This is a genomic window from Salinibaculum salinum (assembly GCF_037645885.1).
Lineage (GTDB): Archaea > Halobacteriota > Halobacteria > Halobacteriales > Haloarculaceae > Salinibaculum > Salinibaculum salinum.
In genome coordinates, this window is sequence record NZ_JBBENW010000017.1 from 16,617 (window position 1) to 29,002 (window position 12,386).

The 12,386-nt window shown below is 61.3% G+C and carries 20 protein-coding genes and 1 tRNA gene; 5 read left to right on the forward strand and 16 right to left on the reverse strand.

Annotated features, from left to right (window positions below; genetic code table 11):
* The first annotated feature begins 139 nt into the window (after positions 1–139).
* On the forward strand, positions 140–1,783 hold the full coding sequence (locus tag WDJ60_RS14105; RefSeq protein ID WP_340101212.1) for a GTPBP1 family GTP-binding protein: 1,644 nt from the start codon (positions 140–142) through the stop codon (positions 1,781–1,783).
* Positions 1,784–1,804: 21 nt separating this feature from the next.
* On the opposite strand, the gene WDJ60_RS14110 is transcribed toward WDJ60_RS14105, so the two are convergent.
* Entirely contained in the window at positions 1,805–2,461 is a 657-nt protein-coding gene (locus WDJ60_RS14110) for a helix-turn-helix domain-containing protein (RefSeq protein ID WP_340101213.1), read from the reverse strand.
* A gap of 88 nt (positions 2,462–2,549) precedes the next feature.
* Here WDJ60_RS14110 and WDJ60_RS14115 point away from each other — a divergent pair, with 88 nt between their 5' ends.
* Positions 2,550–3,575 (forward strand): NAD-dependent epimerase/dehydratase family protein, encoded by a 1,026-nt coding sequence (locus WDJ60_RS14115; protein ID WP_340101214.1) that lies wholly within the window; start codon positions 2,550–2,552, stop codon positions 3,573–3,575.
* Between the two features lie 24 nt (positions 3,576–3,599).
* Here the strand turns inward: WDJ60_RS14115 and WDJ60_RS14120 are convergent, their stop codons facing one another.
* From WDJ60_RS14120 to WDJ60_RS14140, 5 genes are all read right to left on the reverse strand, one after another.
* Positions 3,600–4,277, reverse strand: a complete 678-nt coding sequence (locus WDJ60_RS14120; RefSeq protein WP_340101215.1) for an HAD family hydrolase — start codon at positions 4,275–4,277, stop codon at positions 3,600–3,602.
* Positions 4,278–4,316: 39 nt separating this feature from the next.
* Entirely contained in the window at positions 4,317–4,799 is a 483-nt protein-coding gene (locus tag WDJ60_RS14125; protein WP_340101216.1) for a double winged helix-containing putative transcriptional regulator, read from the reverse strand.
* Position 4,800: 1 nt separating this feature from the next.
* Entirely contained in the window at positions 4,801–5,730 is a 930-nt protein-coding gene (gene mch / locus WDJ60_RS14130) for a methenyltetrahydromethanopterin cyclohydrolase (protein WP_340101217.1), read from the reverse strand.
* A gap of 60 nt (positions 5,731–5,790) precedes the next feature.
* Positions 5,791–6,105: a thiamine-binding protein gene (locus tag WDJ60_RS14135; protein WP_340101218.1), complete on the reverse strand. Its 315-nt coding sequence runs from the start codon at positions 6,103–6,105 to the stop codon at positions 5,791–5,793.
* An 85-nt stretch (positions 6,106–6,190) separates the two neighbouring features.
* Positions 6,191–6,364: a zinc ribbon domain-containing protein gene (locus WDJ60_RS14140; protein WP_340101219.1), complete on the reverse strand. Its 174-nt coding sequence runs from the start codon at positions 6,362–6,364 to the stop codon at positions 6,191–6,193.
* A 202-nt stretch (positions 6,365–6,566) separates the two neighbouring features.
* On the opposite strand from WDJ60_RS14140, the gene WDJ60_RS14145 reads away from it, so the two are divergent.
* Positions 6,567–6,637, forward strand: a tRNA-Gly gene (locus WDJ60_RS14145).
* 102 nt (positions 6,638–6,739) lie between these two features.
* Here the strand turns inward: WDJ60_RS14145 and WDJ60_RS14150 are convergent.
* The 9 genes from WDJ60_RS14150 to WDJ60_RS14190 all read right to left on the reverse strand — a co-directional run bounded on the left by WDJ60_RS14150 (position 6,740) and on the right by WDJ60_RS14190 (position 10,794).
* Positions 6,740–7,078 carry a hypothetical protein gene (locus WDJ60_RS14150; RefSeq protein ID WP_340101220.1) on the reverse strand — a complete coding sequence of 113 codons (339 nt, stop codon included), beginning with the start codon at positions 7,076–7,078 and terminating at the stop codon, positions 6,740–6,742.
* 4 nt (positions 7,079–7,082) lie between these two features.
* Positions 7,083–7,568 (reverse strand): hypothetical protein, encoded by a 486-nt coding sequence (locus WDJ60_RS14155; RefSeq protein ID WP_340101221.1) that lies wholly within the window; start codon positions 7,566–7,568, stop codon positions 7,083–7,085.
* Entirely contained in the window at positions 7,568–7,861 is a 294-nt protein-coding gene (locus WDJ60_RS14160; protein ID WP_340101222.1) for a hypothetical protein, read from the reverse strand. Before WDJ60_RS14160 ends, WDJ60_RS14155 begins: the two co-directional genes overlap by 1 nt.
* A gap of 639 nt (positions 7,862–8,500) precedes the next feature.
* Entirely contained in the window at positions 8,501–8,662 is a 162-nt protein-coding gene (locus WDJ60_RS14165) for a hypothetical protein (RefSeq protein WP_340101224.1), read from the reverse strand.
* A gap of 2 nt (positions 8,663–8,664) precedes the next feature.
* A complete protein-coding gene (locus tag WDJ60_RS14170) occupies positions 8,665–9,447 on the reverse strand; it encodes an ATP-binding protein (RefSeq protein ID WP_340101226.1) in 783 nt (260 codons plus the stop codon).
* Entirely contained in the window at positions 9,444–10,088 is a 645-nt protein-coding gene (locus WDJ60_RS14175; protein ID WP_340101228.1) for a hypothetical protein, read from the reverse strand. Before WDJ60_RS14175 ends, WDJ60_RS14170 begins: the two co-directional genes overlap by 4 nt.
* A complete protein-coding gene (locus WDJ60_RS14180; RefSeq protein WP_340101230.1) occupies positions 10,088–10,261 on the reverse strand; it encodes a hypothetical protein in 174 nt (57 codons plus the stop codon). Before WDJ60_RS14180 ends, WDJ60_RS14175 begins: the two co-directional genes overlap by 1 nt.
* Positions 10,262–10,315: 54 nt before the next feature.
* On the reverse strand, positions 10,316–10,540 hold the full coding sequence (locus WDJ60_RS14185) for a hypothetical protein (RefSeq protein ID WP_340101232.1): 225 nt from the start codon (positions 10,538–10,540) through the stop codon (positions 10,316–10,318).
* Entirely contained in the window at positions 10,537–10,794 is a 258-nt protein-coding gene (locus WDJ60_RS14190; RefSeq protein ID WP_340101234.1) for a hypothetical protein, read from the reverse strand. Before WDJ60_RS14190 ends, WDJ60_RS14185 begins: the two co-directional genes overlap by 4 nt.
* A gap of 214 nt (positions 10,795–11,008) precedes the next feature.
* Here WDJ60_RS14190 and WDJ60_RS14195 point away from each other — a divergent pair, with 214 nt between their 5' ends.
* Both WDJ60_RS14195 and WDJ60_RS14200 read left to right on the forward strand, forming a co-directional pair.
* On the forward strand, positions 11,009–11,257 hold the full coding sequence (locus WDJ60_RS14195; RefSeq protein ID WP_340101236.1) for a hypothetical protein: 249 nt from the start codon (positions 11,009–11,011) through the stop codon (positions 11,255–11,257).
* Positions 11,258–11,268: 11 nt separating this feature from the next.
* Positions 11,269–11,406, forward strand: coding sequence for a hypothetical protein (locus WDJ60_RS14200; protein WP_340101238.1), 138 nt, complete (start codon positions 11,269–11,271; stop codon positions 11,404–11,406).
* A 109-nt stretch (positions 11,407–11,515) separates the two neighbouring features.
* Here WDJ60_RS14200 and WDJ60_RS18920 read toward each other — a convergent pair whose 3' ends face one another.
* Positions 11,516–11,902, reverse strand: a complete 387-nt coding sequence (locus WDJ60_RS18920; protein WP_465269246.1) for a DUF7344 domain-containing protein — start codon at positions 11,900–11,902, stop codon at positions 11,516–11,518.
* Positions 11,903–12,386: the final 484 nt, after the last annotated feature.

Sequence of the window (12,386 nt, forward strand, 5' to 3'; positions counted from 1 at the left end):
CATTTATCTCCACTCTGTACGTCACTATTGTGACAATAGCTCGCAGTGGTTGCTGACCCCATCTATCAGTAGCGAATCGGCCGCGAGAACCCCACAAACCCGGGGAAAGCTTATTGCTGCCGGCCCGTAAGCCACGCGCATGAGCCCCGACCGGGCCGTCCTTCGCCGTGCGCTCGACCGCGGCGAGAAAGAGGGCGGTAGCGTCGAGTTCAAAGAGCGGCTCACGAAAGACCTGCACCTCGCAGAGGGGCGGCGAGAGAGTCTCGCTGCCCAGTTGCGCCACCGCGTGCTCTCGGGTGACGGCGAGGCCACGTATGTCGTCGGCGTCACTGACGATGGCGGTATCGCCGGCATCGCCCCCGAGGATTTCTCCGAATCGATGGACGTCCTCTCCTTGCTCGCAGAAGAGGCCGGCGCACACATCGACGAGGTCCAGACGTGGGGTGTTGACGAAGACGGCCACGCGGACACCGAAGACGACGGCTCTGCCGGTGGACTCGTCGGCGTCGCGACCATCTTTGAGGGAACCGTGATGACCGACGACGCCCACATCGTCGTCGGCACTGCGGGCCACGTCGACCACGGCAAGTCGACGCTCGTTGGGTCACTCGTCACCGGCGAAGCCGACGATGGCCAAGGCGGCACCCGGAGCTTCCTCGACGTACAGCCCCACGAAATCGAACGCGGGCTCTCCGCGGACCTCTCTTACGGTGTCTACGGCTTCGACGAAGACGGTCCCGTTCGGATGGACAACCCGCACCGGAAAGGCGACCGCGCACGCATTGTCCAGGAGGCCGATCGCCTGGTGTCATTCGTCGATACCGTCGGCCACGAGCCGTGGCTCCGAACGACAATCCGCGGGCTGGTTGGGCAGAAACTCGACTACGGACTGCTGACTGTGGCCGCCGACGACGGCCCGACCAAGACCACCCGCGAACACCTCGGCATCCTGCTGGCGACGGACCTGCCGACAATCGTCGCGATCACCAAAGCCGATATCGTCGGTGAGGAGCGCCTGCTCGAAGTCGAGCGGGAGGTCGAACGGCTGCTCCGGGACGCCGAGAAGACGCCGCTCCGGGTCGAGCGCCACGGCGTCGAGGCGGCTATCGACGAGATCTCCGAAACTGTGGTCCCCATCTTGTCGACGAGTGCCGTCACGACCGAGGGTCTCGATACGCTCGACGAACTGTTCGAGCGCCTGCCGAAGACTACCAACTCGGAAGAACAGGGGCAGTTCCGGATGTACGTCGACCGGAGTTACAGTGTCACTGGCGTCGGTGCCGTCGCCTCTGGAACGATCCAGTCTGGCGAAGTCGAGGCCGGCGACGAACTACTGCTCGGCCCGATGGCGGACGGCAGTTTCCGGGACGTAGAGGTCCGCTCAATCGAGATGCACTACCACCGCGTCGACGAAGCTAGCGCCGGCCGTATCGTCGGCATCGCGCTGAAGGGTGTCAACGAAGCCGACATCGAGCGCGGGATGGTCCTGTTGCCCAGGGGGTCGGATCCCGACCCTGTCCGGGAGTTCGAGGCTGAGGTGATGGTGTTGAACCACCCGACTCGCATCGGGGACGGATACGAACCCGTCGTCCACCTCGAAACAGCTAGCGAGGCAGCGGCGTTCTATCCGGAGGGTGGCCAGCTCTTGCCTGGTGATTCCGGTAAGGCTCGCGTCCAGTTCAAATTCCGACCCTACCTCGTCGAAGCGGGGCAGCGATTCGTCTTCCGCGAGGGGAGTTCGAAAGGTGTCGGGACCGTCACTGACGTAACTGGCGTGGAGTGAGCAACTGATTCTATCAGTTCGTCACAGGAACACGTCGCGGAGGACCTTCGACTCGGCTTTTCTGAGGTGTTCGGCTGCAGTACTCGGCGCACATCCGATGGCCTCGGCCACGTCTTCGTGACTGACTTCGCGGGGTATCTCGTAGTAGCCCAGTTCCAGTGCGGTCGTAATCGCGTCGCGCTGGCGGTCGCTGAGCCTGGCTTCGACGGCCGGGCGAGTCGCAGCCAGCCCGCCGACTTCCTCGATAGTCACATCGATAGAAGGCGGCACTGCCTCGATTGCATCTTGCATCTCGTCTGTCGGGCCGAACAAAGACAGCGTCACCGTGCCGTCTTCATGATAGACGATAGGCGGAACGACGAGGAGTCCGCCGGTGGTCATCGGGCCAAAGAGGTCCTGTAGTGCGTCGGTCGTCGCGTCCCGGATGTACGCGTAGAAGGCGTCCTCACCGGTATCGACGATATCGAACCCCAGCACCTCGGGAACCTCCGCGGCTACTTCGGCGTAGGCGTCGGCGTCGCCCTCGATGTAGTGGAGGATGCCCAGTGCGTCTCCAGTAAAATTCCACTGGAGTGCCGTCCCGCGCTCGACGAACGGCGCGTTCATCATCACGTCGTACATCGGGTGAATCTCGTCTTCACGACCCTCGGCCGTGATGCGCACCCGGACGTGCTTCATATTCCGTCGATGTCCGGACGACGACTTAAACCTCCCGTGCACATCCTGCAGTAGCGACTCCTGCCACAGCAGCGTAGTCGAAGTTACGATGCACGTTCTCGTCTCCGGTGCGACGGGTGTTTTCGGACACAGAATCGTCGACCAACTGACTGACCACGGACACACGGTCTTCGGACTGACCCGCAACGACGCGGGCACGAGCGTAGTGGAGTCTCACGGCGGGACGCCAGTTGTCGGCGATTTGCTCAAACCGGATACACTGGAAACGGCAGTCGGTGAGCGCGACGTAGACGTGGTCGTTCACGCGGCGACGCGGCTCCCACCCGAGACGAAGACGACAGCCGAGTACTGGGAGCGAAACGACCGCGTGCGTCTGGACGGTGCGAAACATCTCCTTGACGCCGTTGGCGATGATATCGACCAGTTCGTTTTTCCGGGCGTCGTGTGGGTGGCCCGTCAGCCCGATGGGTCGACATTCGACGTGAACTCCCCGCGCCACCCCTCTCGGTCGACTCAGTCCGCCGCCGATGTCGAGGATCTTCTCGGTGAGGAATCCGACCGACAGGCCTTCGATGCGACTGTTATTCGGATGGGATTCTTTTATGCCCCAGACGGCCGGCATACCCGAACGTTCGCCGAGAACCTGCTCGCAGGCGACCTACCAATCGTCGGCGGTGGGCTTCTCGGTCGGCGTGACGCCGAACTGTCCCTGATTCACGCTGACGATGCTGCCCGAGCGGTCACAGTCAGCGTCGACGAGTCAATCGCCGGTCTGTACCACGTCGTCGACGACCGGCCAGTGACTGTCGCAGAGTACTTCCGGACCTTTGCCGAGTTGCTCGATGCACCGGTACCGAGGCGGGTTCCCTGGTGGATCGCACGACCACTGGCGGGCAAAGACATGGTTCGGTTCCTGACCACACCGATGCCGACGATCAGCGAGAAGTTCAGACGGGCGACGGACTGGGCGCCCGAATATCCGACGTACTGCAACGGACTCCAGCAGATTGTCCGGACGTGGGAGGACGACGGGACGCTAGCGGCAATGCGTGGCGAGGCAGCAGCGTCCGGAGAGTCAGTGACAGTCCCGACGTACCGAAAACACCGTGGCTGAACGCGATTACGAGCACTTCGGTTGTCACTTCCAGAACGTGCGTAACTCACCGACCGTCGACAGTGCGTAGTCCGGTCTGGGGTCTGCCTCGGCGGGGTCGGCGTCCCCGTGAATCCACGCCGTCTGGACGCCAGCACGCCGGCCACCGGCGATGTCGGAGGCGAGTGAGTTTCCAACGTGGAGCGCCCGTTCGGGCGCGACGTCGAGGTGGTCGAGCGCGGCGTGGAACGGGTCCGGCTCGGGTTTTGGCGCGGTGTCGTAGCCGGCGTGGACCACTGTCTCGAACGTATTGTCGAATCCCAGCGTCTCGAGTTTCACCGATTGCATCTCCGGTGCGCCGTTGGTGACCGCGGCAAGCGCCACCTCGCCGTCGAGCATCGCCAGCGTCTCACGGGCACCCGGACACAACTGGACGTTCGTGTGATCACGCTCTGATTCGTACGCCCGCGCGACCGCCCGTCCGACTTCGGGGTCGTAGCCGCGCTCGGTAGCGAAGGTCGCGAAACACCGCTCGCGGAGGTCTCGCATGTCGTCGCTCTCAGCTGTAAATTCACGATAGCGGTCGATATACTCATCGACGGTAAAGAAGGGGTCGACACCGGCCTGTTCGAACGCCAGCGGCAGAATCTCGCTACCGCTGCGCCGGTACGAGCAGAGGGTGTCGTCGATGTCGAACAGGACCGCGTCTACGGACGACTGCATCGGGCCAAGGTAGGTGCCGAGTGTGCAAAAGGGCGCCGCTTACGCGAGTACGTACCCGCCGTCGCTGCGCGTACACAGTTCGAACACCTCACACCACGAAAGCAGGAGTCTGATGCGGCCGGTCCATTCGCTCTCCCAGTCTGCGTAGCGGTTGCGTTCCCAGCGCGGCACGATGTCGCGGATCGACTCGAACACTGCACTGTCGTCGAGCGGGGCATCAGCGTTGCCGAGAGCAGCCAGGGCTTCCTCGACGCCGAAGATGCTTTTCCTGAAGTTGTCGGTGAGTGTGTCGTTGTCGGGCGGGTCCCGAACGCGGTGATAGCCACGCTCGGTTTCCGCTGCCAAGCCGAGCGCCGTCGCGAAGGTGAGCCACTCGCGGGCCTCGTCACGAGAGGGGACACTCGTCCGGTCGCGGATGCGCGTACAGCAGTCCTCGACACTGCCCGGGACCAGCGGGAGCGCCTCGTGAACGTCGGTCAACAGCGAACGGTCGGCCGGGGCGGGAACGACCTTGTAGCGCATCTCAGTAGAAGCTTTCGGCGAGGATGTCCTCGTGCGTCTCGCCGACGACGTGGGTGTCGCCGCCGACGACGTCGACTGTCACCTGGGCAGGTGCGAAGAGGTCGACCGGCAGTTCGTCGAAGTCCCAGTCGACGTCGTCGAAGATGTCAGCGAACGGACGGCCGTACTCCTCGCCAGCCGTCGAGACGATCTCGTCGAAGCGGTCGAACGGCTCGTCGACGGTGAGCGAGACCTGCCCGCCGTAGGCCAGCGCGTCGTTCGTCCGAGCCATCGCTGCCTCCTCGTCGCCCGCGACGGGCGCGACGGGTGCGGACCCACTTGCCGAGAGGATTTCGGACGGGTCGTAGCCCAGTTCCGAGAGCCGGAAGGTGGCGAGTTCGGCAGCGCGAGCAGCGGCGACGACACTGCCCGTGATGGAGGCCGTCGAAAAGGTAGGGAGGAAGACGCCACTCTCCGGGACGCCAGCGCGTTCCGCGACCGCCGCGGCCACGTCCTCGTCGGGGAGGGTGTCGCTCTCGAGGGTAAGAACGGCGAAGTCGAACTCGTCGCGGTAGCCAACGCGCGTGAAGATGTCCTCCTCGGCGACGAGCGCGCGAGCGGGACCGCTCCCCAGTCCTTCGAAGCCGTCGACGCTGAGTTCCCAGCCCGCCTTGCCGGCACAGAGCAGCCCGAGCGCGGGGTGATCCGTGGAGAGTTCGACGTGCGGTGTCGGCGCACCGCCCACGGTGTCCATTCGCGTCTGGACCGTCGCCAGCCCGGCCGTCTGGATTTCGGCCAGCAGGAGCCCGGCCTCGACAGCACCCGGTACGTCGACGCCGAAGTCGAGAACCGCGGCATCGCCCTGTAGTCCGTAGACGTCGATAGTGAGTTCGTCGGCGAAGTCGATGGCCTCGTCGATGAGTTCGGTGGCCATCCGGTTGAGACTCTCCATACTTCGCCTTTCGCTCACTCTTACTTAAGAACCCGCGGGTCTGGACTCCCAGACTCGGCGCTACTCCGACCCACCGCTGGGTTCGCGGCCTAACTCTTTTTCGACCGCATCGACTTTCGCTTCTATCGGGTCGTCTGTCGCGCGTTTGTCGTCAATTTTGAGGAAGGTACCGACGCGGTCGCTATCGACTGCTTCGTGTGCACCCTGCGCAGCGGCAAAGAGCGTTGCCGCATCCTCGGCTTCGAGCATGGTGCCCATCGCCATCGTCTCGTAGCGCACGTCGAACTCCTCCAGGGCGTCGACGGCTTTCGCTATCTCCGGTGCCATACTCCCCTCGACTCGCGGCGAGACGGTGAGAAAGCCACTCGCTGTCATAATCGTGCTTACGCTTCGACGGCTCCTAATTGCTGGGATAACCCTGTTTGGGGCCGCGCTCTCACAGTGCAGCGATCTCGTCTGGTTAGAGCTTCGACAACGACCGTGTTCCCGACGCACCGCACTCGGGGCATTCGACGTTTGAACGGCTGTGTTCTGCCGTCTCGAACTCTGTGCCACACTCTCGACAGTGGTAATTGAACTCGCGTTCGACTTCGTCGCTGCCCATCGCTCCCTTGAGCCGGTCCATTAGTGACATGTTGACGTACCACATTAACCTCGGAGATGTATCGTCAATACCGTTCCGACTGTTCAGATGGTAGTATGGGAACCGTTGAACCGCTGGAGGGCGAGTAGGGCCGGATTTCTTCGATATCGCCGCTGTCCGGAGATTCGGAACGTTTTTATCTCCCATCCCTCCAACAAAGTAGTGCAAGAAGCGCTCGCGGTGAGCGTACTGCGCGCTGGTGGTGTAGTGGTATCACAGGACCCTGCCACGGTCCTAACCCGAGTTCAAATCTCGGCCAGCGCATTACCCATATATCCCTTTTCCCGGGTTCTCTGATAGTTAGCGGCCGCTCTGAGAGGTGGTCTGCGTGAGCCTCTCCGAGGGCATCGAGTTGCCCATCTGCAACTACTGTGGCGAGTTCATCGAGTAGTCCACGCTGGCCGGCTGCACGCGGCTGCCACCCTCGTACAGCACCAGCGGCGCTGTGTTCGGGGTCTCGATGATGTCGTTTGCGAGGTCGTAGGTGGTTTCCAAGCCGTCGCCGGGCGTCTCGAACTGCTCGACAGCGGTGAACGCCAGCCGCATGGCGGCGTCCGGGCGCAGGAACATCAGCGTTTCAGCCTGATACCCTGCGATTTTGGTCCACTGGTCAGCCGTTCCATTCGAGAGGTCGAAGTCCGGCCGGCGGAGTTGTGTCGACGACGCGGGCACCTGCTTGAGTACGTCGATGATACTCTGAGCCATGGATTTAGCCCTCGAAGGGGTGCTCGGAAACGCCGTTCCGGGCGAAGTACAGTTCAGAGTTCGACCAGTCGATCTGGGTGTCGCTCTCCATCTCGATGCGGAGGAAGTCCTTGTCGCGGATGTTGATGTGGTCTCCCTTGAGTTCGATTTTCACCTGGTCGATGTTCTCCTCGTTGCGCTGCTCGCTCGTACTCAGCTGGTTCCACGGGGAGATGTTGGACTCGGCGACCGCCACGACGACGGGCTCGTGGTCGGTCGGCCGAAGGGCCCGTAGGACGAGTTTTGTGTCGGTCGGGAGCGGGTTGCCGTCGCTGTCGCGGAACTTCCCGAAGATGGGGAGGCCGACAGCGTCACCGCTGGAAACTCGGTTGTGGAGGTGGATGAGCGTACCATCCTCCGGGTCGACGACGAGGACGGGCGAGGTGATCCCGGTCTGATTCTGCTCTTGGGTAACCTCATCGGAGAGGTGCGAGAGGGTTTTCTGACTCATCAGGCACCACCTCCTGCCATGCCGACGACGGACTGTTTGATGCCGAGCGTACCAGCGAGGTTATCTACTGCGTGGACAGCGCCGCCGAGGGCGACTTCGTACTGCCCCATCGAGAGGCCGAGTGCGCCGACACCGACGCCGTACACCTCGTTGGGGAGGTTCTGGCCGGCCATGTTCTCGACGGCTGCACGGGCGATCATCGCGCCCATGAAGCCCGCGAAGACGAGGACTACGTCTGTCCAGTAGTCCGGTTCTGCGAGTTGGTCGAATGCGTTTGAAAGATCAACTGCCATGCGTCCGTCTGGACGTGGCTACTGCCCGATTTTAGAGGAGTGTGTGAGAACTAGAGCATAGCGTGTCGGTCCGTTGCGGTTCGCATCGCCACAGTGTGAATGCTCAATACAGACCACCTTTTTCCCGGTCGGGTTCGAGTCGCGGCTTCGCCGCACTCGAACCACTCCCGGCAAAAACGTGGGCGAAAAAGGCCGAGCACTCACTTCGTTCGTGCTCGGTGAACCGCGCTCGCTTCGCTCGCGCGGATGCTGGTGCTCACTCCGCACGCTTAGTGAACGCTTGATACAGAATATACATTGCCCAAGGCCGCACTGAGAACGCTGCTGTTCGTGTACCGGTTGGACCATTATATTTAACCCTTGAAAGTGGTAGGTTCAGACATGAATCGAACCGCATTGTACACTATGCTAGTTGGGTTATTGCTCACCCTCGCATTTGCAGGAACCAGTACCTCTGAAAGTACTCTCTTTGTTATCTTCCAATTTCTTGGTGGGCTACTGGCTGTCGGCGGTGGCGGAATTCTCCTTAGAGATGTGTTCACACAACCGGCAGCCGGTGAGTGAGCACGCTTAGTGAGCAGTCGTTCCGATATTGAGGTTCTGGAAGAAATACCTCCAGAACTGAATCCGTACAGAAATTCAGCCGTCGAAGTGCGGTCCATCGTAGTGCTCTAACAGCTGATCGAAAACCCGCGTCTTCCGAGGTCGATAACCGAGTTCTTTTTCGAGCGCGTCCCGTAGTTTCCGAAATTGTCTCGCCTGTCCGCCGTGGAGTTTCAGCGGTTCGTTTTTCGTAGCCATGCTTATCCTGGGGTGCTTAGGCCCTCCCCCTCGGGGCCGTAGTGCGTTGATTGCATTGTGAGCATCCGTGAGTCGACCCGTCGCGTGTCTCCGCCGTCGGTGCTGTATATCCACTCTGAGCCCTGCGTCTTGCCGTTCTCGGTGAACTTACGCACCGGGACCGGTCCATCGCTGGCTTCGAGATCGCTGGGAAGTCCGTGAATGGTCGACACCTGCGGATTGTGCACGTCCTCGGGATAGTCGACGACGCCGCCGACTTTGTTCAAGTCTGCCGTCGACGAGAACCCACCGAGCAGCCGGACCATCGTCTGAGCGACGACTGTTTCGTCGAGTCGGGCAAGTCGTTGCGTCACCCACATCGAGGAGACACCCTCACCGCGTCCAGTCGTCGCGAGCCCTTCGATGGTGTCGGGGTAGCTGCCGGACTGTGGCGCAACGAAGTGGGCTTCGTCGATGACGACCAGCGCTGTACCGTCGAGTCGTCGGGCAGCTCGAATTGCCGCTGCACACATCTCTCGCCACTCTTCGGTGCAGAGGCGGTGACGGGCGAGTACGAGCGTACCGTTCTGCTCCAGCACTTCTTTCCAGGCCGCCGCACCAGCGCTCACCTCGTCGGGCCCGGCGATGCCCCAGTGAGCGAGGTTCGCCTTCACGAGTCCTCTGTACTCGTCTTTGTAGTCGAGTACGAGCAGGTAATCGTACTCGGGGACGTTGTCCTCGGTCCACCACTGGCAGAACCAGGACTTACCCCAGCCGCTTTTCGCACCGACGAGCCCGTGTGTCATGTTTCGGCTTCGAGTTCTTCGACGCGAGCTTCCAGTTCCTCGATGCGCTGGTCTCGCTTCTCGATTTCCTCAGCCAGCCGATTGATCGCCCCCGTGTAGCTGCGGATTGGGCCAGCAATGACTGTTTCTAGGGCGCTGCCTTGGTCCCCGTTGATGACGCCTGCGACGAACTCGTCGAGGCTGATGCCAAACGACTCTTCGACGTGCATAGCAGCGACGTGCCCGAGATCCGCGCGGTCGGCGTTGGCCAGCGGTGCGTCGACGATGCTCATCTCGTGGTACTGCTGGTACCACGTTTCGAGCTGGGAGCGCCACTGGTCGCCGTCGTAGTCGACGTACTTGGCCGCCTGTTCGGGCCGGTCGATGTCGACGATCTCAGCGAACCAGTAGTGTCGGAAGTCCTGATCGGCAACCGAATCAGCCACGGCGAGCAGTTCCTCGCGGCGTTTCTCGCGGTCGTGCTGGACGGTGATGTCCATATCGGCAGTGTTGGTACACTGCTCGATGGCGTCGGCCTGTTCGTACTCGATGCCGCTGATGATGTCTGCCAGCGAGACGAACATCTGATTTTCCGAGGGGGTGAGACTCTTGAGCGCCTGTTTCATCCCCATCTGGCTGACTTTGCCGCCCATGCCGAACATCAGGCATCAGCCTCCTCACCGATGTTTTCGATGATAGCGGGGTCGTCCATCACGACCATGCCGCCCCAGACGACGGTCATCACGATGATCGTCTGACCTGGTGAAAGAGAGTCGGGCCCGCCGTGCTCGTCTATCCAGTCGTCGACGCCTTCGCTGGCGGCGATCCCCTTCACAGCCCTGGCGTGGGGGACGTTCACCCGCTTCTTCGAGAAGTCGATGTCGTCTTTCTAGTGGTCGGTAAGTCCGACCTGGCCTGCGCCTTCTTCGTGCTCGCCGCGTGCGTCTGCCGCGTCTCGGCGTGCCTGTTCGAGCAGCCAGTCGGGCGCGTCACTGGTGAACGTCACCGTGAGAAGACGGCGGTCGTCGTCGGGGCAGATGTAGTCCGGGTAGTCGTCGCGGTAGGTGTCGGCCACATTCTTGCTGCCGCTCGGGAACTCGACGCTCGGTGTCACGATTCGACCGCCTCCGCGATGCGCTCGGCTACCTCGACTGCGTCGGACCGTTCCGGATACCGATAGCGGCTCAGTGCGACCACCTCGACGCAGGGGGATGTGCCGACGTGCCCGAGGCGGATGTGCGCCCCTTGGGAGTGTTCGCGGGCGATGGACTGCGCCCACTCCGGACACTGGACCGCCGCGAAGCGGTCGTCCGGCTGGAAGCGGACAGTCCACCGCCGGTCACTCCTCGACACCGCCAGCGGTTCCATCTCGATCCCTCCGGCAGAGCGGACACTCGTCGTCTGGCTCGTACTCGACTCCGTGAGTCGGGCAGAAGTTCATCTATCGTCCTCCATACGGACCGACTCAGAGCACCCGGAAGGGTAAAGCGCGGACCAACCACACCACAGTGTACCCCACACTGTACGGCGGTCTTACCCCTGTGATTCGGGCATTTTAGTGGTGTCCGTCGCACCAACAGGTATGGCACAGATAGAGGCCGAACGGGCGGTGTTGCAGTCAGTTACTGGCGACGACAACGCGCTGTCCCCAGAGGGGAGCGCGAAGGTGCAGGAGCGGCGTGGGACGTACTACCTGGCGCTGCCGCTGGCAAAGGTGCAGGCCCACGGTCTCGGGCAGGGTGCCCCACTCCAGCGGGGCTACCACCCCGAGACTGGCTGTGTCGTCGTCTGCCTGCGGGACGACGTGGACCTGTTTGAGAGGGAGTTCTGATGTGTGAGGATATGGACGGAGAGTATGTTTTCGAGTGCCCTGAATGCGGCCAGCGCGTTCTCGTCGAGACCGTCAACTGGGAAGCGCCGACTGTGACCTGCGGTTGCGGTGAGTTCGTTCACATGGAAGAAGTCGAGCGCCGAATCTGAGCGTCCGGTTCTGCGCCCAAACCCGAACAACGCTCGACACAGCAATAGTTCTTAACTGAATCACACAGCGCTTCTGTCTCTCCTTACGCTGACTGCGAGTAGAGTGCGGTTAGTCCCGATTCTCCAGGAAGTCAAGCAATTGTCCGAGTTCGCGCGAACCTCGATACATCAACTGGCGCTGGTCGCGCTGGTAGGTGATGACGCCTGCGTCAGCCAACTTCGGCAGGTGACCGTGTTGGAGCGAGATAATAATATTCTGCTGGTCAGCCTCTTCGCCGTGGGCGAGAAGGAAGTCCGCAAGCTCGTCTATGCCGACTGGTTCGCCCGGCCGAGCAGTCAAATACCGAAGTATAGCACGCCGTCGGTTATCTGCTAAGAGCTCACACTGCTCACTTACAGAAAGGGAGTCGTTCGTGTTGGTGTTCTGGGTCAGTTCGGGAGTTTGGCTCCACCCGCCAGTGTCAGACATACACAAAGATTTGCCCGTGACTACCATGAGTGTTTGTGAGACAACTGGTAAGACTCGTCAGACAGAACTAACACTTTATGTATGTTTTGCACATATTTACTCCTAAAGTGATTGTCCAGACTGAATCGCATACTTTCGATTCGGTACTACCTCAGTGCAGACTAAGCGACCATTATTTACTGCTCGGAATCTGTTTCGGAAGCTGTTGATATTCGGTCTTCAGTCCCGATGGATACCGTCATTTCACCACAAGCAGAACAATTACGCGGCCCATCACTCAGATAGACGGTACTGCACTCAGGGCACTCATGGAGGTGGTTTGTGGGCAAGGAATCTTCTCCCTCTTTTTCGTTTTCACCAGAGTCGCTGAAATGTAAACGAGCAAGCCTCGCCCTGAGCCAGGATGTTATCGTTAACATGTATTGACCGGGGTTGGATGAGCGTTCTGGCCCGATTCAAGTCAGTGGTTGAGTCTTGCGCAAAAAAGAGTAGTTACCACATTGCTCCCCGG